The sequence below is a fragment of the Rhodospirillales bacterium genome, assembly GCA_028824295.1.
Classification (GTDB): Bacteria; Pseudomonadota; Alphaproteobacteria; order TMED109; family TMED109; genus VXPW01.
The window spans coordinates 1-25,664 of record JAPPED010000033.1 but is presented as its reverse complement, the minus strand read 5'-3'; the positions used below and the strand labels follow the sequence as shown (position 1 = coordinate 25,664).

The 25,664-nt window shown below is 63.0% G+C and carries 21 protein-coding genes and 1 tRNA gene; 16 read left to right on the top strand and 6 right to left on the bottom strand.

The window, feature by feature from the left end:
• Nucleotides 1–126: 126 nt before the first annotated feature.
• Nucleotides 127–423: a hypothetical protein gene (locus OXH60_13020; protein ID MDE0713040.1), complete on the bottom strand. Its 297-nt coding sequence runs from the start codon at nucleotides 421–423 to the stop codon at nucleotides 127–129.
• Nucleotide 424: 1 nt separating this feature from the next.
• On the opposite strand from OXH60_13020, the gene OXH60_13015 reads away from it, so the two are divergent.
• The 5 genes from OXH60_13015 (at nucleotide 425) to OXH60_12995 (ending at nucleotide 8,104) form a co-directional block, all read left to right on the top strand.
• The gene (locus OXH60_13015; GenBank protein MDE0713039.1) at nucleotides 425–1,642 is read left to right on the top strand and encodes a zinc ABC transporter substrate-binding protein; all 1,218 of its coding nucleotides are present in this window, start codon (nucleotides 425–427) and stop codon (nucleotides 1,640–1,642) included.
• Nucleotides 1,629–2,417, top strand: a complete 789-nt coding sequence (locus OXH60_13010) for a metal ABC transporter permease (GenBank protein ID MDE0713038.1) — start codon at nucleotides 1,629–1,631, stop codon at nucleotides 2,415–2,417. Before OXH60_13015 ends, OXH60_13010 begins: the two co-directional genes overlap by 14 nt.
• A 246-nt stretch (nucleotides 2,418–2,663) precedes the next feature.
• Entirely contained in the window at nucleotides 2,664–3,464 is an 801-nt protein-coding gene (locus OXH60_13005; GenBank protein MDE0713037.1) for a hypothetical protein, read from the top strand.
• Nucleotides 3,361–4,902, top strand: a complete 1,542-nt coding sequence (locus tag OXH60_13000) for a DNA polymerase Y family protein (GenBank protein ID MDE0713036.1) — start codon at nucleotides 3,361–3,363, stop codon at nucleotides 4,900–4,902. Before OXH60_13005 ends, OXH60_13000 begins: the two co-directional genes overlap by 104 nt.
• Before the next feature lie 7 nt (nucleotides 4,903–4,909).
• Complete coding sequence (locus tag OXH60_12995) at nucleotides 4,910–8,104, top strand: error-prone DNA polymerase (GenBank protein MDE0713035.1); 3,195 nt, start codon at nucleotides 4,910–4,912, stop codon at nucleotides 8,102–8,104.
• An 88-nt stretch (nucleotides 8,105–8,192) separates the two neighbouring features.
• Here the strand turns inward: OXH60_12995 and OXH60_12990 are convergent, their stop codons facing one another.
• Together OXH60_12990 and OXH60_12985 are read right to left on the bottom strand one after the other, a co-directional pair.
• Nucleotides 8,193–9,116, bottom strand: a complete 924-nt coding sequence (locus tag OXH60_12990; GenBank protein MDE0713034.1) for an EamA family transporter — start codon at nucleotides 9,114–9,116, stop codon at nucleotides 8,193–8,195.
• Nucleotides 9,113–9,715 carry a DsbA family protein gene (locus OXH60_12985; GenBank protein MDE0713033.1) on the bottom strand — a complete coding sequence of 201 codons (603 nt, stop codon included), beginning with the start codon at nucleotides 9,713–9,715 and terminating at the stop codon, nucleotides 9,113–9,115. Before OXH60_12985 ends, OXH60_12990 begins: the two co-directional genes overlap by 4 nt.
• A gap of 536 nt (nucleotides 9,716–10,251) precedes the next feature.
• On the opposite strand from OXH60_12985, the gene putA reads away from it, so the two are divergent.
• On the top strand, nucleotides 10,252–13,947 hold the full coding sequence (gene putA / locus OXH60_12980) for a bifunctional proline dehydrogenase/L-glutamate gamma-semialdehyde dehydrogenase PutA (protein ID MDE0713032.1): 3,696 nt from the start codon (nucleotides 10,252–10,254) through the stop codon (nucleotides 13,945–13,947).
• Nucleotides 13,948–13,978: 31 nt separating this feature from the next.
• On the opposite strand, the gene OXH60_12975 is transcribed toward putA, so the two are convergent.
• Nucleotides 13,979–14,605: a class I SAM-dependent methyltransferase gene (locus OXH60_12975; GenBank protein ID MDE0713031.1), complete on the bottom strand. Its 627-nt coding sequence runs from the start codon at nucleotides 14,603–14,605 to the stop codon at nucleotides 13,979–13,981.
• A 397-nt stretch (nucleotides 14,606–15,002) separates the two neighbouring features.
• Between OXH60_12975 and OXH60_12970 the strand changes: the two genes are divergently transcribed.
• Nucleotides 15,003–15,803, top strand: a complete 801-nt coding sequence (locus OXH60_12970) for an enoyl-CoA hydratase/isomerase family protein (protein ID MDE0713030.1) — start codon at nucleotides 15,003–15,005, stop codon at nucleotides 15,801–15,803.
• Between the two features lie 192 nt (nucleotides 15,804–15,995).
• Here OXH60_12970 and OXH60_12965 read toward each other — a convergent pair.
• Nucleotides 15,996–16,072: transfer RNA gene (locus OXH60_12965), tRNA-Trp, on the bottom strand.
• Between the two features lie 192 nt (nucleotides 16,073–16,264).
• On the bottom strand, nucleotides 16,265–16,840 hold the full coding sequence (gene phaR / locus OXH60_12960) for a polyhydroxyalkanoate synthesis repressor PhaR (GenBank protein ID MDE0713029.1): 576 nt from the start codon (nucleotides 16,838–16,840) through the stop codon (nucleotides 16,265–16,267).
• 533 nt (nucleotides 16,841–17,373) lie between these two features.
• On the opposite strand from phaR, the gene OXH60_12955 reads away from it, so the two are divergent.
• The 9 genes from OXH60_12955 to OXH60_12915 all read left to right on the top strand — a co-directional run.
• Nucleotides 17,374–17,895 carry a phasin family protein gene (locus OXH60_12955; protein MDE0713028.1) on the top strand — a complete coding sequence of 174 codons (522 nt, stop codon included), beginning with the start codon at nucleotides 17,374–17,376 and terminating at the stop codon, nucleotides 17,893–17,895.
• 157 nt (nucleotides 17,896–18,052) lie between these two features.
• Nucleotides 18,053–18,775: an acetoacetyl-CoA reductase gene (phbB, locus tag OXH60_12950; protein MDE0713027.1), complete on the top strand. Its 723-nt coding sequence runs from the start codon at nucleotides 18,053–18,055 to the stop codon at nucleotides 18,773–18,775.
• A 110-nt stretch (nucleotides 18,776–18,885) separates the two neighbouring features.
• A complete protein-coding gene (gene phaC / locus OXH60_12945; GenBank protein MDE0713026.1) occupies nucleotides 18,886–20,577 on the top strand; it encodes a class I poly(R)-hydroxyalkanoic acid synthase in 1,692 nt (563 codons plus the stop codon).
• Between the two features lie 40 nt (nucleotides 20,578–20,617).
• On the top strand, nucleotides 20,618–20,872 hold the full coding sequence (locus OXH60_12940; GenBank protein MDE0713025.1) for a DUF6489 family protein: 255 nt from the start codon (nucleotides 20,618–20,620) through the stop codon (nucleotides 20,870–20,872).
• A gap of 180 nt (nucleotides 20,873–21,052) precedes the next feature.
• Nucleotides 21,053–21,181: an aa3-type cytochrome c oxidase subunit IV gene (locus tag OXH60_12935; protein MDE0713024.1), complete on the top strand. Its 129-nt coding sequence runs from the start codon at nucleotides 21,053–21,055 to the stop codon at nucleotides 21,179–21,181.
• A gap of 184 nt (nucleotides 21,182–21,365) precedes the next feature.
• Complete coding sequence (locus OXH60_12930; GenBank protein ID MDE0713023.1) at nucleotides 21,366–22,013, top strand: hypothetical protein; 648 nt, start codon at nucleotides 21,366–21,368, stop codon at nucleotides 22,011–22,013.
• Nucleotides 22,014–22,016: 3 nt separating this feature from the next.
• The gene (locus OXH60_12925; protein MDE0713022.1) at nucleotides 22,017–22,826 is read left to right on the top strand and encodes a glucose 1-dehydrogenase; all 810 of its coding nucleotides are present in this window, start codon (nucleotides 22,017–22,019) and stop codon (nucleotides 22,824–22,826) included.
• A gap of 35 nt (nucleotides 22,827–22,861) precedes the next feature.
• Nucleotides 22,862–25,078, top strand: a complete 2,217-nt coding sequence (locus OXH60_12920; protein MDE0713021.1) for a UvrD-helicase domain-containing protein — start codon at nucleotides 22,862–22,864, stop codon at nucleotides 25,076–25,078.
• Between the two features lie 9 nt (nucleotides 25,079–25,087).
• The coding region (locus OXH60_12915) for a 50S ribosomal protein L11 methyltransferase (GenBank protein ID MDE0713020.1) at nucleotides 25,088–25,664 on the top strand (577 nt) is incomplete at its 3' end.

Here is a 25,664-nt window from a genome sequence, read left to right as displayed (position 1 = left end):
TGCGCGGAAGCCGGAGTGGGGCTTTTCCGGGACGACGTTCCCTTCCCCGCTTCCGGCAACGTTGTTGGCGCGTTCTCGGCAACGTCGGCCTTGCGGGTGAATTCAGCCGCAACCCGTCGGTTCCGATCAGTGCGTATGGATCGAGCGGATCACTGCCGGGCGCAGGAGTGGCGACGACCACGGGATGACCATGCCGATGACGACGAGCATGAGCATCATGATCGGCTCGCAGAAGGCCCATTTTCCGCGGACACGCCTTCCCACGATTTTAATGTCCACGGCGCATTTGCGCCCACCGGCATTCTCCGCAAACAGGGGCTCACCCTGCCGGGTGACGTTTTCTGACGAATCGGAAACGACTACTGCGCAGTCGAAGAAGAACTGGACATACACGAAGTCGAGGGCGCAGGGGCCGGCTGACACGTTGCCACACACCTACGCGTTCAACCACGCTCGGCGGATTGGTGCCCGTCGCACACGCCTTAGTCCGGTCAGTTCGGCCACCGACGCGATGCGCGACGAGTACAAGGTCGAACACTATCCTTCCACCATCACGCCGACGGCCGAGCGGGCCAACAGTGGCTTCGGACGGACGCCGTTGCAGCTCGGCCGGGGATCCCTGACCCACGTTGAGACTGACGCCCAAGTGTACCTGCAGCCCATCATGAGTTTGGGAACGTATGCGGCCATGCGTAACAATTGGGGCCGAGCAATGTTGCTGAAACCACTTGCGTGGGCGATCTGGGGCGCCCCGTTGGCCGTGCTGGTGATGGTCGAACCATCCCCGGCCGTCGCCGAGGTGCGGATTTTTGCCTGCGAACCCGAGTGGGCGGCCCTGGCCTCGGAAATCGGGGGCGATGCGGTCAGCGTCTACGCGGGAACGCATGGCCGTCAAGACCCACACTACATCCGGATGCGCCCCAGTCTCATCGAACACGTGCGCCGGGCGGATGTGCTGTTCTGCACCGGGGCAGGCCTGGAGGACGGTTGGCTCCCTGTTCTCCTGCAGCTTGGCGCGAGTGCGTCCCTCCAGCATGGTCAGCCCGGACACCTGATCGCCAGCGAGCATGTCCGATTGCTGGATCCTCCGAGCGTCGTCGACCGCAGACCCAGACACGTGCACGCGGAGGGGAATCCGCACGTGCAACTCCTGCCGGAGAACATTGGCTACATGGCCTCGGAGCTGGCCCGCCGGCTGGTCGTGATCGATCCGGAGAACACCGAAACCTATCGCCAGCAGTTGTCGGCATTCCAGGAGCGTTGGCGGGGCGCCTCGGCAGTATGGATGGAACGGTCGTCGCGCCTAGCGGGCATGCCCGTTGTCGCGTACCACGAATCGTGGGCCTACCTGTACGAGTGGACCGGTATCAGACAGGCCGCAGCGATCGAACGCCTCCCCGGTGTCCCGCCGACCGTCAGCCATCTGCAAGAGGTCCTGGAACTGGCCCGGAGTGCCGGAGCCCGGGCTATTCTCCGCGCCCCGTATGAACCGACCAAGGGGATGGAGTGGCTTTCCAACAGGGCTGGAATCCCGATTGTCGAGCTACCCTTCACCGTCGGCGGCTTGGAGGGGGTCGATAACCTGTTTGACCTTTTTGACGTCACGCTCGCGCTGTTGGAAGAAGTACATGATCAATACTGAGATCCTTGAGATCATCATGCCGGCGTTCGTGACCGGTCTCCTGTGTACGGCGCTGCACGTGCCGCTTGGCATTGAGGTCCTGAAGCGGGGAATCGTCTTTATCGATCTTGCCACGGCACAGGTGGCCGGCGTCGCGATCGTCGCGCTGAACGTCTGGGTAATGGAGCCGTCGTGGGCCGGAATCCAGGTCGCGGCATTCGGATCGGCGGCGACGTTTGCGTTTTTTTTCCGGTGGGTGGAAAAGATCATGCCCGCCGAGCAGGAGGCGGTCATCGGCAGCTGCTTCATCGTTGCGGCGTCGGTGACACTGCTGCTGCTCGCCAACAGCCCGCATGGAGGGGAAGAGCTCGAGCACGTGCTCTCAGGGCAGATCCTGTTCACGTCATGGTCAGATTTGGCCGCATTCCTGCCGGTGTATCTGCTGGTCGCGGGACTGTGGCTCGGGTACCCGAATCTCCGGAGCGGACAAGGGTTCTTTCTTCTGTTTGCACTTGCGATCACCGCATCCGTTCAATTGTTGGGCGTGTACGTCGTCTTCGCGAGCTTGATTCTGCCGGCGCTGGCCGGGCGACGGGCGGATGGTTCGTACAATTTGTTGCGTGCCCTGTTGAGCGGCGGCGTGGCGGTCATCGCAGGAATCCTGGCATCGGCTGCCGCTGATCTTCCGGCCGGACCGTTCCTCGTACTCTGTTTTGCCGTGTCCGCCGTCGTGGTCCGCGTCGTGTCTCACTGGACGTCCCGCCCGACTTCACAGCCAGATCCGCGCCAGGCGTGACGCGGAAGCGGCCTGGCGGATCCTTCGGCCGCGAATGGCGGCAAGACACGCGTGCCCGCTCCCCACGGGGTCTTGGCTGCCGCAGAACATCCGGGCAGCCGGCGAGCGGGCCTTGCGGGCACAGAAACCACGAAAAAAGCTAGACCAGGACCGGCTTCTGTATCCGACATCCAGTTCTTGACATATCATTAAGAGAACATATAAAGAACATTCTGGTCTCCAATGAACGAAACGGGCGGACACGTCGTGGATAACAGCTCCCGTTTCGTCGCACTGGCAACCTTACGGCAACGGATCACGGCGCTGGAAGGACCACCGAAGAAGCACACACCTGTCGAGCCGGATTCCGCCTGGCTTCCGGGAATCAAGACGCTGGATGACGCACTCCCCCCTAACGGGCTAACGCCGGGCGCCTTGCACGAAGCATCCGGTACCACCGGCACCGACGGACCGTCGGCTGCAGCCTTTCTCGTTGCCCTCCTGCATCGACTGTCGCACCGGGCCGGACGTGACACCGTCCTGATCTGTGAAAGCGATGCAAGTCGATCCGGCCGTCTACATGGCTGGGGATGGCGCGACCTCGGGGGGGATCCGGACGCACTGCTGATCGTCCGAGCCCGGCATGACAAGGAGGTCCTATGGGCCATGGAGGAAGGATTGCGCTCCGGCGCCCTGGCGGCGGTTTTCGCCGAAATCAGGAGCATTGGTTTCACCATGACCCGACGGCTGTCGCTGGCCGCTCAGGAAAGCATGACCCCCGCCTTGCTGCTGCGCGACGATGGACTCGTTCCAACCAGCGCAGCGGCCACGCGATGGCTGGTCAGGACTCTCCCCTCCGCTCACGACTCGCTCGACATCCGCGCTCCCGGAGCGCCCCGGTGGCGCCTCGGACTCGTCCGCTGCCGGGGCGGTCGCCCAGCGCGGTGCAATGTGGAGTGGCACCATGAAGCGGGTGCTTTCTGTGTGGCTGCCGCGCTGGGCCATCGACCGGCGACGGCTATCCACGAGCGGAATACATTCCGCCCCGCAGTCCTTCGAGCGAGTTAACTCTCCTCCGCTGGTACTGGCGGCCCCCGGTCGACGCGGAATGGTGCTGACGGCCGTCGATGAGCGGGCCGAACACACCGGCCTGATGCCGGGGATGCGTCTGGTCGACGCCCGTGCCCTGGTGGCAGGAATCACCGTCGAAAAGGCGGATCCCCTCGCTGACCAACAAGCCCTCGTGCAGTTGGGACTGTGGTGCGGCCGTTTCACACCCCGCGTCGCATGCGACGGCGCCGACGGTCTCTTGCTCGATGTCACAGGTTGCTCCCATCTGTTCGGTGGCGAGCAGGCGATGATGCAAACGGTTTCAAAACGGCTGACGAGGCTCGGGCTGGAGACGCGCCTGGGGCTCGCCGATACTCCCGGTGCCGCCAGAGCCTTGGCTCGCTTTGCCCTTGAGCACCAACGCATCGTCAAACCCGGCAAGGTCCGGGCAGCCTTGAAGACCCTGCCCGTTGAGGCCCTCGGAGTGACGCGCAGCCACACCCTGACACTGCGTCACCTGGGGCTAAGCACCATCGGCGCGATCACTCGATTGCCACGCGCAGCCTTGGAGCGCAGATTCCCACCCTGCGGCGCCGAAAACGGGCTGCTTCAGCGCCTCGACCAGGTGCTCGGCAACCGGAACGAACATCTCTCCCTCCTGGCCCCGCCACCGGTTTATCGGTGGCGTCTGGACTTCGCGGAACCGGTCATGCACCGAGAGGGATTGGAAACGGCGCTGGCCAACATGATGGCCCGGCTCACGGTTGCGCTGAAACGCGGCCAGCATGGCGCAAGACGGCTTGCGCTCTGGTGTTTCGGGATCGACGGAAGCATGGCCGAACGCACCGTGGCGGCCTCCCGGCCGACGCGGGACAAGGATCATCTCCAGCGCCTGTTCGCAGGCAAACTCGAAACCGTGGATCCTGGATTCGGGATCGATGCCATCGTGATTCACGCAACCTTGGTGGAACCGCTGGAAGCCAGGCAGCCTTTACTCGACGGCAGTCAGCAGGACAACCTTGCCCCGCTGGTCGACCGACTCGTGGCGCGCCTGGGAGCCGATGCCGTCCTCCGTCCGGTTTTCACAGAACGCCGTTTCCCGGAACAGGCCGAGCGTTTTGCTGGCCCCGGAGAAGCCAAGACATCCCCATTTTCGTACCCGGACCTCCCTCCACGCCCGTTCCGTCTGTTTGAACGACCGGAACCCTTGCAGGTCATAGCCTTGATGCCGGATGGCCCGCCGCGCTTGTTCATCTGGCGACGGGTGCGACGGCGCATCACCCGAGCCGCGGGTCCTGAACGCATTGCTCCGGAATGGTGGGTACCGCACACCGACCAGGCGACACGCGACTATTGGCGTGTCGAAGACACGGACGGGCATCGCTACTGGCTCTATCGCACCGGCCTCCGCGGCAACGGTGTCTCCCGCTGGTTTCTCCACGGCCTGTACGGATGAGGCGCCCTTGTACGCCGAACTGCAGACCACCACTAACTTCAGCTTCCTCCGGGGCGGTTCTCATCCCGAAGAACTGGTGGAACGGGCGGCAGCGCTGGGACTGACAGCAATCGGAATCACCGACCGAAACTCGCTGGCGGGCATCGTGCGGGCACATGTGGCCGCCAAGGACGCAGGAATCCACCTGCTGGTCGGCGTCCGTCTTGATCTTGAAGACGGTCTCTCTCTGCTGTGCTACCCGCGCAACCGTGAAGCGTATGGCCGCCTTTGTCGCTTGCTGACGTTGGGGCAGCGGCGCGCGAGCAAGGGCAGCTGCCAACTCCATCTGGAGGATCTCTGTGTCCATGCCGAGGGCCAGGTCCTGATTGTCGTGCCCCCTCCCGGCCCGGACATGGAAACCTTCGCAACAAGGCTCGCAGCGTTACGCAACCGTCTCCCGGGGCCGCTCTATCTGGCGACTCACATGCCCTACCGGGGTGATGACCGCGCCCGTATCGCCCAGCTGGCCAAGCTCGCTGACCGTCATGAAATGCCGCTGGTCGCCACCAACGACGTTCTCTACCACCTCCCCGAACGTCGCCCGCTGCAGGACGTCCTCACTGCCATTCGCGAACATACGACCGTCCAGAACGCCGGCTACCAGCTGAATGCCAACGCAGAACGCCACCTGAAGAGCCCGGCCGAGATGATGCGTCTCTTTGCCGGATACGAAGCGCTGACCGCCCGTACCGTCGAAATTGTCAAGTCGATCAGCTTTCGTCTCGACGAGCTGACGTACGAATATCCCGATGAACCCGTACCTGCAGGCAGAACCGCGCAGCAGCATCTGGAGGATCTGACCTGGGAAGGATCTGCCCGACACTTTCCCGACGGGCTTCCCGAGATGCTCCGCAGCACGCTGGAACACGAACTCGGACTCATCGCGCAGCTCGGCTATGCCTGTTATTTCCTCACGGTTTACGACATCGTCCAGTTCGCCAAGCAGCAGGACATCCTGTGTCAGGGGCGTGGTTCGGCAGCCAATTCGGCGGTCTGCTACTGCTTGGGCATTACTGCCGTCAATCCGGCCGAGATCGACCTGCTGTTCGAGCGCTTCATCTCTCCTGAGCGCAGAGAGCCGCCCGACATCGACATCGACTTCGAGCACGAACGGCGTGAGGAGGTCATCCAGTACATCTACAAGCGGTACGGTCGAGATCGGGCGGCATTGGCCGCGACCGTAATTACCTACCGTGCCCGTAGCGCCGCCCGCGAGGTCGGCAAGGCCATGGGCCTGTCCGAAGATACGGCGGCGGCCCTTGCCGATTCCCTCAGGACCGAGGGAGGATTCTCCGAGGAACGTGTCCGTGATGCCGGGTTTGACCCTGCCGATCCGGCTCTTCGCATGACCCTTGCCCTGGCTTCCCAGCTGATAGGGTTTCCCCGCCACCTTTCCCAGCACGTCGGCGGGTTTGTGCTGAGCCGCAGCCCCCTGTGCGACATGGTCCCGATCGGCAATGCGGCCATGAAGGATCGTACGTTCGTCGAATGGGACAAGGACGATCTGGAGGCTCTCGGCTTCATGAAGGTCGATGTGCTTGCTCTCGGCATGCTGACATGCATTCGCAAGGCATTCGCACTGCTGAAACGCCACCGGGGCATCGACCTGAAACTCTCCGACGTACCGCGCGAGGACCAAGCGGTTTACGACATGCTTTGCCGCGCTGATTCCATCGGCGTGTTCCAGATCGAAAGCCGCGCACAAATGAACATGCTGCCGCGCCTCAAGCCGCGCTGTTTCTACGATCTGGTGATCGAAGTTGCGATCGTACGCCCCGGTCCGATCCAGGGCGACATGGTGCACCCCTATCTGCGGCGGCGCGACGGCCTAGAACTGGTGATTTACCCGAAACCCAGTCCGGACCACGGTCCGCCAGACGAGTTGCAAAGAGTGCTGAAGAAAACCCTGGGCGTGCCGTTGTTCCAAGAGCAGGCAATGCGCGTCGCCATCACGGCGGCCAGGTTCAGTCCCGACGAAGCCAATGCCTTGCGTCATTCGATGGCCACCTTCCGGAAGCGCGGAACCTTGCCTCTGCTCCGCGAGAAGATGGTCGGTCGCATGATCAGGCGCGGTTACGACTCCGAACTCGCGGCGCGCTGCTTTCGCCAGATTGAAGGCTTCGGCGAGTACGGGTTCCCGGAGTCCCATGCCGCCAGCTTCGCGCATCTGGCCTACGTGTCGTCGTGGCTCAAGTGCCACCATCCCGAAGTGTTTGCCTGCGCTTTGCTGAACGCACAGCCCATGGGCTTCTACGCGCCGGCGCAAATCGTGCGCGACGCCCGCGAGCACGGTGTCGAGGTACGATCCGTCGACGTCAACATGAGCCATTGGGACAACTCGCTGGAACCGACGTCCGGCGAGCATTGGGCACTCAGGCTCGGTATGCGCCAGATCGGAGGGCTCCGCGAAAACGACGCCAATCTCGTGACAGAGAAACGTGACCAGGGGTACGCGAGTGTCGCCGATGTACGCCGGCGCACCGGCATTCCGGACGCCACTCTCAAGTGCCTCGCCGAAGCGGACGCCTTTCGTTCCATCGGTTCCGACCGACGCGAAGCACTATGGGAGGCCCTTGAGGACACGCCCGAGATGCCCCTGTTTGACACCCATTCCGAATCGAACAGCGCCACAAGAATCCCGCTTCCGCCGTTACGGCTGAGTGAGCATGTCCTCGCCGACTACCGGTCTCTGCGCCTGTCCTTGAAAGCACACCCCGTCGCATTCCTGCGCAAGAGACTCGCGCCCTCGGGAACCCTGCCGGCCGAAAGAATCAACCAAGATGCCCGCGACGGTCAGTCAGCTGTCGCCGCCGGCGTGGTCCTGGCGAGACAGCGCCCCGGCAGCGCCAAGGGGGTCATCTTCATGACCCTGGAAGACGAAACCGGTGTCGTGAACGTGGTGGTTTGGCCCAGAACAACGGAAGCGTTCCGCCGGGTCGTGATGACCAGCCGGCTGGCCTGGGTCAGGGGACGGATTCAGCGCACCGGAAAAATTGTCCACTTGGTCGCCGATCGCCTCGAGGACATCACCGGCTGGCTTTCCCAGCTGTCCGAAAACGGCGATGCCGTCCACCAGAAGCACGGGCCTTACGCCGCCTCGCCCCCGCTGGCGCGCCATCCGAGGAACCAGCGTGTCATCCCGCGATCAAGGGATTTCCATTGAGCGCCAGTACGGTGAAAGCGGGCCAGCCCCGCTTCAAGCGTCAGTTCCGATCTCGCAGGTTGAAGCCCTTGTCCCCAGAGCAATGACCTCAACCGCTGACCAGGATCAGGATCCCGGCGGTGACGAGGAAGATGCCCATGACCTCCAGGCGGGAACTGCGTTCCTTGAAGATGAGGACGCCGGCAGCGAAGGTGAATAGGAGCTCGATCTGACCGAGCGCCCGGACATAGGCAGCGTTCTGAATCGTCATGGCCGTGAACCAGCCGATGGAAGACACCGCACCGGCCAGCCCCGCGATGCTCGCCCAGCGCCACGACCTCAGCACGGCACGAAGCTGCCCGGGCTCGCGCCAGCCCATCCAGACCGCCATGGCGATCGCCTGAGCCGGAATGACACAGACGAGCGTGAAGCCCGCCCGCATCAGGAAGTCCGGCCCCTCCCCATCCGGGCCGCCATCCAGCGAGAGCGACGCCGCCCTGAACGTGACCGCCGCAATCCCGAAGAGCGTGCCTGACAACACACCGATCAGCGCCGTCCGCTCGGTCCAGCTGAGCAGCAGCTTCCGCCATTCGAGCCCGGACTTCGCGGTCGAGAGCAGCATCACCCCGATCAGGCTGACGAAGATTCCGATACTGCCAGCAAGGCCCACTCCGTCTCCGAGGATGATCAGTCCGAACAGCGCTGCCTGAACCGTCTCTGTCTTGGAATAGGTCGTGCCGACCGCAAAGTCGCGGAAAGAGAACAGCCAGACAAGGAGGAACGTCGCAGCAATCTGTGCCGCGCCGCCGATGAGGCCGTAGATGACGAAACGCAGGTTGGGCTCCGGCCACGCCATGTCGGCGCCATAGTGCAGTGCCAGCACGTAGGCGAACACGACGGGGAAGCCGTAGCCGAACCGGGAGAACGTCGCGCCCGTGTTCGAAAGCACACCCTTGAGATGCTTCTGGACAGCGCTTCGGAGGTTCTGGCAAAAGGCGGCGAAGATCGTGATCGGAATCCACAGTTCGATCACCGGGCGAGCGTCTCCTCGATGCGATAGCGCAGCATCCCCAGCCGGTCGCCGCCCCAGAACAATTCCTCCCGGTAGAGGTAGCTCGGGACGCCGAACACGCCGAGCTCCTCGGCCTCGCGCTGAATTGCGTCGTGGCGCTGACGTCCCTCGTCTTCCGCCCATCCCGCGAAGTCGGCGGCCGGCACGCCCGCCTCCTCCAGCACCGAGGCGATCACGGCCGGATCCTCGATTTCGAGGTCGCGCTTCCAGAAGCGTTCGAACACGAGGTCGATGTAGGCCTCGAACCGGCCCTGCTCCTGGGCCCGAAGCATGCCGATATGGGCGATCGAGCTGTCGAATATCTTTTGCGGACCGCGGACCGTGAGCCCGACCTGGTTCGCAAGGCGCCGGGCATCCATGTAGCTGTAGCGCACCCTGCGCCACTGGTGCTCGTTGCGGGTCTCCACCGCCCCGAGGAAATCCGGGATCTCCAGCGTATAGGGCTTCCAGACCGCTGCGATGTCGAACTCGGCCGCCAGCGCCCGCGTGGGGGCGACGGCCAGATAGGCGTAGGGGCTCTTGACGTCGATATAGACGATGAGTTCGGATGGGGAAGTCATTGGGCCGCGTGATTCCTGAACAACACGTGCGGGATTGTTCTCTCCCCCACACTAGATTCTGCGGACGGATTTGAGCAAGCTGAAATTCCGACTGTTCCTTCCGTTTGCGTGACCCCACTCGTGGCAGCATTGTGATCCAATGCCGGTCGCAGCCATTGCGAGGAGGCGTGATCCTGAACGCGGCTCGATGGGCTCGGTCGAGGCCCGGCGTCCAGCCGACGGCAAACTCACACGGTCGTCCGAAAGCCTAGAGTTGACGGAACCTTGGAGCGCTTGCGGCGGGAATTCGGGAGCCAAGGGCCGATGCAGACCTCCCGTGTCCATTGATGACGATCTCGCCGGCAGGTCGGTCGGGAAGACCGCTCGGCCGAACTGCAGCGCTCGACAAGTCCCGGCCGGCGGAATCGTTGGTTGCCGAAACGAAGCCGGAAGCCGGTTACGGCCTCGATGGGCGCTCGATCCGCGACGGTTTGATCGGCCCGGCAGCGAGACTATTTCCATCCATGAAGGAGTGATTCACTAAACAAGGAATGTTCGTGCTTGATCAGCCCGGCCGTCTACCTGAACTGCGAGCGTCCGTACGCGCCGCACTCCTCATGGACGAGGCCGACGCGGTGCGCGACTGTACTCGCGAGGCCGGCCTCACGGAGATCGACCGGGAAGCGATCGTCGCGCATGCGGTCGAACTGGTTCGTACCGTGCGGGCAACCGGCAGAACACCGGTGATGCAAGCCTTTCTGGTCGAGTACGGACTGTCCAGCCGCGAAGGCCTTGCACTGATGTGCCTGGCTGAAGCGCTGCCGCGGGTTCCTGATACTGAAACGATCGATCGCCTGATCAAGGACAAGATCGTCTCGTTGGATTGGGCGTCCCATCTGGGAAGCTCGACCACGTCAGCGGTAAACGCCTCAACCCGAGCTCTGCACCTGACCGGCAAGGTGCTTGGCGGCGGCCGAGAGGGGCTGGCCGGGGTGCTTCACCGGGCTGTCAGGCGGATCGGCAAACCGATCATCCGCACCGCGCTTGCCCGTGCGATGCGTCAACTCGGCCATCGCTTCGTGCTGGGGCGCGACATGGGAGAGGCGAAGGCCCGGGCGGCGCCAAGGGAGGCAAGCGGCTACACGCATTCGTACGACATGCTGGGCGAGGCGGCCCGTACCGCGGAGGATGCTCGGCGCTACCACCTCGCCTACTCCGATTCGATAGTCGCCCTCGAAGGCCATGCCGGAGAGACGGGGATCGGCGCCCGCCCGGGCGTGTCGGTGAAGCTCTCCGCATTGCACGAGCGCTACGAGTTCAGCCAACGGGACCGCGTGCTGTCCGAACTGGTCGGACGGCTGCGTTCGCTCGCCCTGCTCGCCAAGTCGGCCGGAATTGGCCTGAACGTGGACGCCGAGGAGGCCGACCGCCTGGAGCTTTCACTAGACGTGATCGAAGCCGTGCTGGCAGACCCCGCGCTCGCCGGCTGGGATGGTTTCGGGGTCGTGGTGCAGGCCTATGGCAAACGAGCGCCGCACGTCATCGACTGGCTGTACGGGCTGGCCGGGCAACTGGAACGCCGGATCATGGTCCGGCTCGTCAAGGGTGCGTATTGGGACAGCGAGATCAAACGTGCGCAGACGCTTGGTCTCGACGGATTCCCGGTGTTCACACGCAAGGCATGCACCGACGTCTCCTATCTCGCCTGCACGCGCAAACTCCTCCGAATGACGGACCGCATCTACCCGCAGTTTGCAACTCACAACGCGCACACGATCGCGGCAGTGCTGCACATGGCCGACGATACTTCAGTGTTCGAGTTCCAGCGTCTGCACGGGATGGGTGCAGCCCTGCACGAGGCTGTGCGGCAGGCACGAAACGTCCGGTGCCGGATTTACGCGCCGGTTGGCGCCCACAGCAATCTGGTCGCCTACCTTGTGCGCCGCCTCCTCGAGAATGGCGCCAACAGCTCATTTGTAAACCAGATTGTCGACACGAGCGTGACGCCGGAGGAAATCGCCCGGGACCCGCTGGCGGCGGTCGAGGAGTTGGGCGGCACGATCGCCAACCCGCGCATTGCCGCGCCGGCAGATCTGTTCCTGCCCGAACGCCGAAACTCGAAGGGATGGGACCTTACCGATCCCCTGCAGCTGGCGGCGCTGGAGCGCGAACGCCAGTCCTTCCGGTCCGCCCAATGGGAAGCGGCTCCCCCGGTTGCGGGACCGAAAATCGGAGCGCTGCGCCGGGAAGTGCGGAACCCGGCACGGCACGACGATGTCGTGGGTTATGTCACGGAGTCGGCGTCAACGGACATTGCCGCAGCGTTGGCGGAGGCCCGCAAGGGCGCCGCCATCTGGGCTGCGATGGAGGTCCGGGAGCGAGCGAGCCGCGTGCGTCGCGTGGCCGATCTCTGCGAAGCGCACGCGCCGGAACTCTTCGCACTCGCGGCCCGGGAAGCGGGTAAGACCTTGTCCGACAGCATCGCGGAAGTGCGCGAGGCGTGTGACTTCGCCCGCTTCTACGCAAATGAGGCGATCAAGGAATGTGATACCCGCGACCGCGTCCCGCTCGGGATCGTTGCCTGCGTTTCCCCGTGGAATTTTCCGCTCGCAATCTTCTCCGGGCAGATACTCGCCGCGCTGGCCGCCGGCAACGCGGTTGTTGCCAAACCGGCCGAGCAAACCCCGCTGATCGCGGCCCGTGCCGTCGCTCTGATGCACGAGGCCGGCATTCCCCGGGATGTATTGCAGTTGTTGTTCGGCGATGGGGAAAGAGTGGGATCGGCGCTGGTATCCAACTCGCAGGTCGATGGCGTGTGCTTCACCGGTTCGACCGAAACCGCTCGGCGCATCAATCGGGCGATGGCGAAGTGCCTTGCACCGCACGCTCCACTGATCGCCGAAACCGGCGGCTTGAATGCGATGATCGTCGATTCCACCGCGCTGCCCGAGCAAGCGGTGCGCGACATCGTCGTGTCCGCTTTCCAGAGCGCTGGCCAGCGCTGCTCCGCGCTCCGCATCCTCTACATCCAGCAAGAGGTCGAGGATCGGATCCTCGCGATGTTGTACGGCGCGATCGACGAGCTGCGCATTGACGATCCTTGGGATCTCGCCACCGACGTCGGACCGATCATTGATCACCGGGCCCGGGACCGCATCGAAGACTACTGCCGCGACGCCAAGCGTGATGGGCGCCTACTGAAACGCGCTGTAGCTCCGGGCACAGGCCTGTTCGTGCCGCCGAGCGTGGTACGGGTGGACGGTATTGAGTCGCTGAGCGAGGAGATCTTCGGGCCGGTCCTGCACGTCGCAACGTACGCTGCCAAAGACATCGACGCCGTCCTTCAAGCCATCAACGCTGCCGGCTACGGCCTCACGTTCGGACTGCACACCCGCATCGATGATCGCGTACAGCATGTGGTCGACCACGTCTGCGCAGGAAACATTTATGTGAATCGGAACCAAATCGGTGCAGTTGTGGGGTCGCAGCCATTCGGCGGCGAGGGCGAGAGCGGGACCGGGCCGAAGGCGGGCGGTCCCCACTACCTGCGGCGACTGACGCGCGGCCTCACCGAGCCCAGTGGCGTTCCGGAGGGCGCATTGGTCGACCACAGGCGGGTGCAGCGAGCGGTTCAGAATGCGGCGCGAGGTCTCGAAATCAGTCGGCACAAGCATGGCACGGAAGCGGGGGTCACGATCAACGAGGCCGCGTGTCTCCGCAATCCGCAACGAGACGAACAAACAGGCGCCGATCAGTTTCGATGGAAGCCCAAGGAACGTGGCGGGCGCTTCCAATTCGCTCTGTTGGACCTTCCGGGACCAACCGGTGAATGGAACCGGCTGTATCTCGCGTCGCGCGGGGTGGTGCTCTGCCTGGGTCCTGGGATGGACACGGCGGGCGCGCAACTGACGACGGCCCTTGGCGCCGGCAATGCTGCGGTCGTGATCGCCGACGGAGCCGAGACCGCGCTTGCCCGCTGGAGCGATGATCCCCGAGTGTCCGTCCTGGACGGACAGCTTGCTCCGGAGATGCTCTCAACGCTCGATGGTATTGCCGCCGTTGCCAGCTGCGCCAACGATGATGTCATGGCGACGCTGCGCATAGCTGTCGCTCGGCGTCCAGGTCCGATACTGCCGCTCATCAGCGAGCCCCGGGCGACCGAGCGCTATGTGATCGAACGGCACGTATGCATCGATACCACCGCTGCCGGCGGCAATGCCACCCTGCTGGTCGAGGCTGAAACCTCCCGCTAGCTGCGGTGGGCCCCGCCCCACTAACGGTTCGTCAGCGCCGATACACGAAGAATGTGGCGTCGTGGCGGATCTCGGCGCGGGGCAGCGCCGTGACCGGCCCCGCCGTGTCGATCAAGGTCCAGAGGCCGGCGTCGGCTAGGGCACGAATCTTGTCTTTGAAACCGCCTTCCGAGAGCGCCGCATCCGTGCAGCAGAAGATCAGCACTCCGCCTGTCGCGGTGACCCGCAACAGTTCGTCCAGCGCCTCCGGCGGCGCGTGCCCCGGCGTGAACACGCCAGTACTGATGATTGCCTGGAATGCGCAATTCTCAAAGTCCAGCGGTTCACCCAAGGTCCTGCGACGCAGGTCCCGATACACCCCCTTGCGGGCGGCAGCCCGCAGCATGCCGGCCGACAGATCAATTCCGGTGAGGTTGGCGTAATTGAGCTGCGCCAACGCTGCACCGATAAAGCCGCTGCCGCAGCCCGCATCCAATACCGGCGTATCTCCCGGTGCGACATAACGCCCGAACAAGCCAGCCGCCATCGGCGCATAGCTATAACCTCCAAATGCCACGTCCTCGTCGTAGCTGTCGGCCCAATCGTCGTAGATCCGCTGGCTTTCCGCGGTAGACCGGGCCTCATAGACCCGGCCCAGCCACTGGTCGAGATCGCTCACGTGGTCCCCCTCGCCGGCACCGCTGGCGGCGGCCAAGTCACGGATGATGGCCGGCGAAGGGTACAACACCCGGCCGGAGCAGACTGGCGGCCCCCACTGCCGCAATCATCACGCGCACTTTGCAGACGACGCTTCGGCACGAACACAGCGCTGCTGCCGCTATTGGCCTGGAACGGTTCCAGACTGCATGCCCATCGGACCAGTCGTCGGAGGTGGCGATGGCCGGTGCCTCGCCAGATGGGGCAAGGGTCCGACGCAGTGAGTACGGGCACCACCGGCGTCAGCTACGGTTGCGATCAGTATGGCTGAAGGGTCCCCTTCTCGAGCCGTCGCGCCAACGCGTCAAACGCTCGGTCTGTAACCAACTCCCCACTCCCCGACAAGGACACATTCCGCCATGGCACACGAGTTTGTCACCGTCGTACGCGAAGGCCGCGTCGCAACCGTCACTTTCGACCGGGGCAATCGGCTCAACTCACTGTCGCTGCAGGCGATCGAGGAGTTGACCGAGGCGGCACTGAGTTTCACGGATGATCTGGAAACATCGGCCATGGTGCTGCGCACGCCCGCCGGGAGCGGATTTTCGGCAGGGCGCGACCTCTCGGATCCGGCCATGGACCAGCGTCAAGACAAGCCGATGCTGGCTCGACGACACGCAGCGGGAGCCGGCAAACGCCTGTGTGCGGCCTGGGAGAACCTTGAGCAATTTACGGTCGCCGCTGTGGAACGCTTTGCGATCGGCGGCGGGCTAGCACTGGCCGTCGCCCTTGACCTACGCGTGATGGGCAGCAGCGCGCACTTCCGCACCCCTGAAGTGGCACTGGGCCTGTCAATGAGCTGGGGAACGATCCCACGCCTTGTCGGTCTAGTCGGGCCGGCGCGCGCCAAACAGATTCTATGCCTCGGGAACGACCGCATCGAGGCATCAGATGCCCTGGCCTGGGGTCTGGTTCAGGAAGTCGTGGAAGAAGGCAATGCGGCGAAGCGCTCGTTGGAAATTGCCACACGCGCCGCATCGATGCCTCCAGTACCGCTCCGCATGACGAAGACAACCGTCAACGCCGTCGCTGGCGCACTTTCCGGCGCGTCAATTCACATGGACACGGAAGAGGTCATGCTGACCGAACTGACAGAGGACTTCGTTGAAGGTGTTTCTGCTTTCCGAGAGTCCCGCCCCGCAAGCTTTCGGGGTGCGTAAGCGCCCAACCCTGCAACGGGCACGCTGAACTGCTCCCTGGCACGCCGCGCCAGGCAGGAATTCATGGAGGCGACGGTTCGGGCCAGCTCAGTCCGACGAAACCCGAAATGCGATTGCGGTCAGCGCACCTCAGGTCGACGCAGGTCAAGGTCGTTCAATCCGAAGTTCCGTCCAGTCCGCGCGAGACCCGTGTGGCAGGAGTGGAGGGACTCGAACCCCCAACCCCCGGTTTTGGAGACCGGTGCTCTAGCCAATTGAGCTACACTCCTGCAGAGGAGGCCACCCTCCCAACATTAGATTCTCAAGCAGCATCGTGCCAGCCAGCAATTGCGAATCCAACCGGCTGTCAGCCAATCGATGCCGCCCGATACTGCAATCGCACTCCGAGCTTCTCGCTTTGCGCGGACTGGGCCCCGTCAGCTTTCACGGAACGGAACGCAGCCACAAGTATTCGCGGCAGATCATCTTGTTCGCGACAGGGCATCCAAGCGATCCGCGATGTCAGCGAGCTGCTGTCGGAGGCCCTCAATTTCGTCCTCCTGGCGTTGCTCTTGATCGTCGCCTCTTGCCACCGGGGAATCGTCTGCGGCGCCTCTCCATGCTTCGGCCGGCGGTGTGAACAACCTCATGGAACGTCGAAACATCTCCACGTTTTGACGGCCCATTTCCGCAAGTTGTTTCATCGCACTGTCGGAGGATTCGATTGCAAACATGTTTTGCATCTGCTCGGAAATTTGCTTTTGATTCGCAATAAAGGCTTCCATGCTTCGCTCGATGTATAGGCGGAACTGCGGTCCAAGTCCGGCGTCGTAGGCCTGCAATACCTGCCGAAGGTAATTCAGCGGCAGCATATTGTGACCTTTTGTCTCTTCCTCCGAGATGATTTGGGCGAGGACGGAGCAAGTGATGTCGCGGCCCGTCTTGGCATCTTCCACGACGAATGCCTCTCCACGCTTCACCATGTCATGGAGGTCCTGGAGCGTCACGAACTTCGCTGTAGCCGTGTTGTAGAGACGCCGGTTTGCGTATTTTCTGATGACGGTCTCCCGCCCTCCTGTGGACTCCTGACTGGCCGATGTGCCCGTTTCGCTGGTTTCTCGGCCCACACGTGCCTCCGAAGCAAACAACATCTGAGCGCCGTGTCGTGATTATGCACTGCAGAAAACGCGAACCGCAAGCCGACGAGTGATTGCAGTCACTCGTGCCCCATTTGTACAGCAACGGCTTCGTGCGTTGGCGCACGGACGCACCTTGGTTACAGAAATGTCGAAGCGCGAATCTGGCCTGAGCAACAATTTCTTGCTCCCTCATTGCGCATCTCGCACCCAACCACGCGGGATGACTCGCGAAGCGGATTCCAGCAAGGGTCAAGCACGGGCCTGACTCCGCCTACGCGGTGACAAGTGGTGCTTTTCGATTTCTCGCGCCAACTTCCGTATTGCAATGCAAAAGACATTGGTTGACATGCCACCACATCAAGCCTACATTGATTTTGCGACGCAAAATCCATTTGGCTGCCTGCGTCGACCAAGGACACAGATCCGGCGAAACTCGCCGAATGGAGAACGCAATGACCGCCACTGATGCCACTCGCAAGAACGCTGCGACGGAGACAGCTGAACAGATTGCTGCCGCCGGCAAGGAGACTCTCGAAACCGTCATAAAGATGGGAACCGAAGCCACTGCCGAGGGGTACAAGAACGCGGCGGCCTTCAGCAAAGAGCAGCTGCAGATGGCCAGGGACGGTTACGGCAAGGCGACCGTGTACGGCAAGGACAACCTGGACGCGATGTCCGAATCCGCCGCCGCCGTGGTGGCCGGCTGGGAAGCCTACTACGAGGGTGTGGTCGACTACACGAAGGTCGTCATGGCTGAGAACATGGACATGATGCAGCGCTTCTTCAGCGTGAAGACGCCCCAAGAATTCATGGACCTGCAGGTTGAAGCGACCAACAAGGCGGTTAACCGCGTAGTCTCGCAGTCGACGAAGATGAACCAGATCGCCGCCGACACGGTGACCAAGGCGTTCGAGCCCATCAAGGGCCGGATCGACAGTGCCGTCGACGTGTTCGTCAAGCCTTACGCAGCCTGACTCCGGAGCCCCGCCGGGCTTCCAGTCCGAGACCTGAGCGGGCGCAGCACTTGCCCCAAGCCCGCGCGACAGGTCATTTCCTTGCCGGACTTCCACGCAGGCGCTCGGTGCAAAGAACGACCCGGTCATACGAGCTCCCAACGAATGGAGGCGCATTATGAGCAGAGTCGCCCTCGTCACCGGCGGAACACGCGGAATAGGCGCTGCCACCGCCCTTGCCCTCAAGGCAGAGGGTTACGCAGTTGCAGCTGTCTACGGCAGCGATGACAAGAAGGCTGCGGATTTCAACGCAAACACGGGCATTCCCGTCCACAAGTGGGACGTGTCCAATTTCGACGCCTGCCAGAAGGGTGTGGCCAGGGTCGCCGAAGAACTGGGTCCGGTCGACATTCTCGTGAACAACGCCGGGATCACCCGTGACGGTACCATGCATCGCATGGACTTCGAGCAGTGGCGGGAAGTCATTGACACCAACATCGGCTCGTGTTTCAACATGTCCCGCGCCGTGATCGTCAGCATGCGGAAGCGCAAGTTCGGCCGCATCGTCAATGTCGGCTCGATCAACGGCCAGGCCGGGCAATACGGTCAGGTGAACTACGCGGCCGCCAAGTCTGGGATTCACGGGTTTACGAAGGCGCTTGCGCAAGAGGGCGCCGCTCACGGCATTACGGTAAACGCCATTGCCCCGGGATACATCGACACCGAAATGGTAGCCGCAGTTCCTGACGATATTCTCGACAAGATCGTGCAACGCATTCCTGTCAAGCGACTTGGCAGGGCCGACGAGATTGCGCGAGCCATCACGTTTCTCGCCGCCGACGAAGCCGGCTTCATTACCGGCTCGACCCTTTCGGTCAACGGTGGCCAACACATGTATTGAGGGCGGCAATGGCAAACGGCGGCACTAACGGATCGACTCCCGAGTTTACGGAGATCGCAGAAGCCCTCGGCAAGGCGGCAGCCCGGTTGCAGACGAACTGGACGGACTGGATGTCCTCCCTCGCCAGGCAACAGGGCGAAGGATCGCAGCCAACCAGCGGCTTTCGGTCGGTCGCCGAAGGACTCCCTGACTTACAGTTTGATCCATCCAGGATCATGACACGCCAACTGGAACTCTGGCGTGACTATCAGACCCTTTGGCTCAGCACGACGACGCGGATGATGGGGCAGGACGCATCACCGGTGATCGAGCCGGAACAAGGCGATCAGCGCTTCAGGGATGCCGAATGGAGCGCCAACCCGGTCTTCGATTTCATCAAGCAGTCATATTTGCTCAATGCCCGCTGGCTCCGTGAGACGGTCGCCGAGGTAGACGGGCTTGACGCGGATTCCGCCCGGAAGCTGGAGTTCTTCGGCCGGCTGCTCGTGGACGCCCTCGCGCCGACCAATTTCGCCCTCACGAACCCACAAGTGCTTCGTGAGACAGCTGATTCCAAGGGCGAGAACCTTGTACGCGGCATGCAGAATCTCAGCGGCGACCTTCGCGCCGGCCGAGATGGCCTGCGGCCGCAGCAAACTGACATGTCGGCATTCGAGGTCGGAAAGAACATTGCCACGACCGCCGGCAGCGTCATTCATCAGACCCCGCTGATGCAACTGATCCAGTACGAACCCACGACGAAGACGGTCTACCGAAAGCCGTTGCTGATCGTGCCCCCGTGGATCAACAAGTACTACATTCTTGACCTCAAGCCGGAAAACTCATTCGTCCGCTGGGCAACAGAGCAGGGTTACACGGTCTTCATGATCTCCTGGGTGAACCCGGATGAGCGCCTGTCCGACAAGGGCTTCGACGACTACGTCCGGGACGGGATCTTTGCCGCGCTCGATGCTGTCGAACATGCAACAGGCGAGCGCCAGGTGACCGCGATCGGTTACTGCATCGGCGGCACCCTGCTGTCGGCGGCGCTCGCCCACATGGCTGCAACCGGTGACGATCGCATCTCTGCCGCGACCTTCTTTGCTGCCCAGGCCGATTTCGAGAACGCCGGAGACCTCAAGGTCTTCACGGACAAGGGGCAGGTCGACGCGCTGGAGCATCAGGTTCGTGCCAAGGGCTATCTGGATGGCGCGCAAATGGCCGGCACCTTCAACGCGCTCAGGGCGAATGACTTGATCTGGTACTTCGTTATCAACAACTACCTGTTGGGGAAGGAGCCCCCGGTCTTCGACCTGCTGTTCTGGAACGCGGATTCCACCCGGTTTCCTGCGCGGCTTCTACTGGACTATCTGCGCGGCATGTACCAGCAGAATGCCCTGGCGCAAAAGGGAAACTTCAAGCTCCTCGGGACTCCGCTCGACCTCGGTGCGGTGACGCTTCCTGTCTACATCCAGGCCAGTGTGGAAGACCATATCGCTCCAGCCGAATCCGTGTTCAAGCTGAACCACCTGTTCAGCGGGCCAAAGCGGTTCGTCCTCGCTGGGGCCGGCCATATAGCCGGGGTGGTCAATCCGCCGGCGAAACGGAAGTACCAGCACTGGTTGAACACCAGGCGCAAGGCTTACGCTACTTTTGACGCATGGTTGGACGATGCGGTCGAGCACCCTGGTTCCTGGTGGCCAGACTGGCACAAATGGCTGTCGCGCCGGTCCGGCCCGAAGGTTCCCTCGCGCGTGGTCGGTGAGGGTGCCGCGAAGATCATCGAACCCGCGCCAGGTAGCTACGTGCTTGTACGCAGCTGAGGAGGGCAGCCGGGCTGGTGACGTCAGGGGAGCAACCCGCATGAAATTCAGGATCGATATCGACTGCAGCCCTGAAGAGGCCCGGCAGTTCTTTGGCCTTCCCGATGTACGGAACGTACAGGAGTCGATGATGGCTGCCCTGCAGGAGCGCGTGGCGGAACAGGTCAGGTCGATGGACCTGGAGACGTTGACGAAGACTTGGCTTCCGACCGGGGCTCAGGGGTGGGACGCAATGCAGAAGGCCTTCATGAAAGGCTTTGCCGACGCCGGAAAAAAGCACGACGACCAGTCGTAGGCCGGGCGCTCTCCCGGCAGTCGGTGCGGCCATGCCCGCCTCGCGGTGCTCGGCCCAATGCACGGAAGCCACCTCATGGAAGGGTCAGGGCGAAGCGATTTACGCGTTGTTGCGGCGGCACCACTTTGCTAGGTTTTCGGCACCACTGGCTTGACAGCGCCGGAGTTGGGGTCGTGCACTATGGCTCAAGAGAGCGACGCGAATTTCGAAGCACACAGAAAGACTTGGCACAGTTTCGTGCGACTCACGATTTACACCACGGTCGGGGTGCTTGCGCTTCTGGTGTTGATGGCGCTCTTCCTGCTCTAAGTCGTTTGATCGGCAAATTCGCGTTAGCCGTCGCCATGATGACCGTGGCGACGGTTGTCGGCGGCTGCACTAGCTATCCTGCGCCGGGTGGCTTCAATCCGGTCAAGTTGCTCTGCACCGGTGACTACGACGTGGAGCAGGCACGATGCACCGTCCCCGTGGACCTGGGGATTGGACCGTCGCATTGACCGATCTCGCCGCGCGCCTGGAAAAACTCTACTCGGCGGTCGTCTTCGACACGATGACTTCTGCCGGACTTACCGACCGCGCATTGCCACCGGAAATCACCAGCCTGTATCCGGGCAGGAAAGTGGCGGGTCCAGTCTGGACTCTTTCCGGGTCCATGCGCAGCGGGGTCTCGATCGACGACACGCTGTTGTCGTGGACGGGATTTCTCTCGGCCGCGCCGCCCGGGCAGGTGATCGTGTGCCAGCCCAATGATCACACGATCGCGCATATGGGCGAACTCTCTGCCGAAACCCTGCAGCTGCGGGGCATTCGGGGCTTTGTCGTGGATGGCGGGTGCCGGGATGTCGAGATGGTCAATGCACTCGAATTTCCCGTTTTCTGCCGCTATGCGACGCCGGCAGACGTCAGCGCCGGCTGGATGGTCGATTCGATGGGGGAACCCGTTGAAATCGGTGCCCTGACCATCAACTCGGGGGACTATGTGCTGGGAGACGCCGACGGGGTTGTCATCATCCCTGCCGCTCAGGCTGAGGCCATCGTCGCCGAAGCCGAGCAGGTGGCCAACACCGAAGATGCTCTTCGCGAGGCTATTCGCCAGGGCGAAGATCCGCAGGAAGCCTACAAGCGCTATCGGGTGTTCTGAGCAATGAACGACGTTCCCACTCCGCCTCCCGCAGCCACGTTTTCGGCGCTCGATCTTTTTCGGGTTGACGGCCAGACCGCGATCGTCACGGGTGGTGCGAACGGGATCGGCCGGATCGCTTGCCTGGCCCTTGCCGAGGCCGGCGCCCACGTCGCGGTAACCGATATCGATCTGGAATCGGCGGAGCGGACGGCAGAAGAGCTTCGCAGCGTCGGACGTGATGCATCGGCACACAAGCTCGATGTCATGGTCGAACGCGACATCGTGGACGCGTTCAAGGGGATCCGCAGCACGACCGGCCGAATTGACATCTTGGTCAACAACGTCGGTCGCAGTCCCCGCATGGCCACCACAGAGGTCCCGCTTGCGATCTGGGAGGAAATCCTGCGCCTCAATCAGACTTCCATGTTCCTGTGTTGCCGGGAGGCCGCACAGGCCATGCTGGAGCAAAAGAGCGGCGCAATCGTCAACATATCCTCGATCATGGGCGTCACCGGCGGCGGAGCCGCTCCGAACCTGCCCTACCATGCGACGAAAGGCGCCGTCGTGAACATGACGCGCTCGCTCGCATGCGAGTGGGCCGACCAGGGCATTCGAGTCAATGCGATCGGCCCAACCTACGTGAAGACCGACCTGACACGACCATTGCTGGAGCAACCCGAACGGGTGGCCTACGTCGAATCACGCACGCCGCTTGGTCGCTTTGCCGAGGTATCGGAAATTGCCGGCGGCATCTTGTACCTTGCCTCTCCCGCCGCCAGCATGGTGACAGGCCATCTCCTGATGATCGATGGTGGCTGGACTGCAATCTGAAACCCGCGCTGCCGGCCGCTGGGCCCGCTAGGCCCATGAAGCAAAGCCTTCGTCTGCAAGATCGAACTCCCGAATCCGCCAACGGGAACCTTCCTGACGACGGCCTCAACGCGGAACAGCGTCGCGCCGTCGAAGCTGGCGACGGACCCTTGCTGGTCCTGTCCGGCGCCGGAACCGGCAAGACCCGCGTGCTGACGATGCGAGTCGCGCATCTGCTTGCCACCGGCAGGGCCCGATCCTCTGAGTTGCTGGTTGTAACGTTTACCAACAAGGCCGCACGAGAAATGCGGGGTCGCGTCGAGGCCCTGACCGGCCGCGCGCTTTCCGGCTGGTGGCTTGGAACCTTTCATTCCCTGGGCGCCAGGATCCTCCGAAGGCACGCCCAGCTGGTCGGACTGGAATCCGATTACGCAATCCTGGACACCGACGACCAGGTACGGGTGGTAAAGCAGGTTCTCGGCGCCGCGAACATCGACCCCAAGCGCTGGCCACCGAAAAAACTGCTGTACTCCATCGATCGGTGGAAGAATCTGGGCCTGACGCCAGCGCGAGCTGACGTTGAAGGGAAGGCGTTCGCCGGTGGGCGTGGACTAGAGCTGTACGCCGCGTACCAGCGTCGCCTGCGGGAACTGAACGCGGCTGACTTCGGCGACCTGCTCCTCCACAACCTGACCCTTTTTGAGGACGACGAGATCCTCAGTGAATGGCAATCCCGGTTCCGTCACATCCTTGTGGATGAATACCAAGACACCAACACTGCTCAGCATCTCTGGGTTCGGCAACTGGCGGCGGCGCGCGGCAACGTCTGCGCCGTGGGTGACGAAGACCAGTCGATCTATGGCTGGCGGGGAGCGCAGGTGGGAAACATCCTGAGCTTCCAGACGGATTTTCCCGCTGCCGAAGTCATCCGCCTCGAGCAGAACTACCGTTCAACCGGCCACATTCTGGGTGCCGCCTCATCCCTGATCGGCTGCAACCGCATGCGCCTCGGCAAGACCTTGTGGACCCAGGGAAGCCCGGGAGAGCCCGTGCGCGTTCGCCAGGCTCACGACAGCGAGGAAGAAGCCCGCCTGATCAGCGATGAAATCGAATTGCTCCGCCGCGAAGGAACGTCGCTTGACCGCATGGCCGTCCTGGTTCGGACGACGGCGCTGATCCTCGGGTTCGAGGAACGGTTTCTGCAAATCGGGCTTCCCTATCAGGTCGTGGGCGGTTTGCGCTTCTTCGAGCGCCAAGAAATTCGCGACGCGGTGGCATACCTCCGGCTAGTGCAGCACGAGCACGACGACTTGGCGTTCGAACGCATCATTGGCCGGCCGCGGCGCGGCGTGGGGGTCGCGACGTTCCGGAAACTTGCCAGCGAAGCAAGACAACGAGAAACCTCCGTCGAATCCGCTGGTCGCGCTCTGCTCGCGGCGGGCCAGATGCACGGAACCGCGCGGGCCGGCTTGCGTGAACTCTTCCACGCCCTGGATCGATGGCGCGAACTGGCCCGTGAAAAGAAACCCCACGAACTAGCGGAGACCGTCCTAGAGGACTCCGGCTACCTCAAGATGCTGCGCCAGGACACCAACGCGGACGCAGCCGGTCGGTACGAGAATTTGCAGGAACTGCTCAGTGCGCTCCGCGATTTCGAGCACCTGCAGGGATTCCTGGAGCACGTTGCACTGGTGCACGAGCACGACGGACCGACGACGGAACCCCGTGTCAGCCTGATGACTCTGCATGCAGCCAAGGGCCTTGAGTTCGATGTCGTGTTTCTTCCGGCATGGGAGGATGGCCTGTTTCCGCACGATCTGGCGGTGCTGGAAGGCGGCGACGAAGGGCTGGAAGAGGAACGGCGGCTTGCCTACGTCGGCCTGACGCGCGCCCGTCACGAGGCGCGAATTTCTTGGGCCAGCCGACGGCGCACGTATGGGAATTGGGAGGACCGCTTCCCCTCCCAATTTCTGCGCGAACTACCCGCCGAACACGTCTCCATCGAAGCCCCTCCCGGGACCTTCGGCGCACCGGCGTACGGCGGAACACGCTTTGACACTGCGGAACCTGTCGTGGATCTTGGGGGCACCGCCGTTCTGCCCCCGGCGAATGCACCCGCCCAGCAATTCGTTGAGGGACAGCGGGTCTTCCACGACAAGTTCGGCTACGGAATCGTGATCACCAGTGACGACGGTGCCGTCGACGTTCAGTTCGACCAGAGCAGTCGAAAGACCATCATGGGCGACTACCTGCGACCGGCGGAACACGCCTGACGGCCCGTGATGTACCGGATCCGGGTGCGGGTGCCGGCCGATGCGCGGATCACGGTTGAAGAGATGCTGCTCGGCATCACCGAGGCATCCAGTACCGTGATCGAAGGCGGCGAGGCGGAGGTTCTGGGTTACTCGCGCCAACCGCCCGACACGCGCGTATTTGAACAGGCGTTGGAGGGTGTCGGAATCCCGACCCGGACCTGCCTGCTCGAACCCGTACCGGATGATGATTGGGTTACCCGTGGACTGGCCCGCCTGCCGCCCGTACGGGCCGGGCGGTTCGTGCTGCGGGGGCGTCACTCGCCCGTCTGCTCGGCCGCCCGCAGTGACATTTGCGTTGACGCCGGTCCGGCATTCGGCACCGGCCATCACCCGACCACCGCGACCATGATCGAGACGCTGGTTCACCTTGCGCAACGCGGCTTTCGACCGAAGTTGGCGCTGGACATGGGCACCGGAGCCGGCACCCTTGCCATCGTCATGGCCCGTTTGTGGCGCTGTCCGGTGCTGGCCGCGGACAACGACCAGGCCGCCGTCCAATGCGCTCGCGAAAACGTCGTCCGGAACCGGGTAGCGCGCTGGGTGG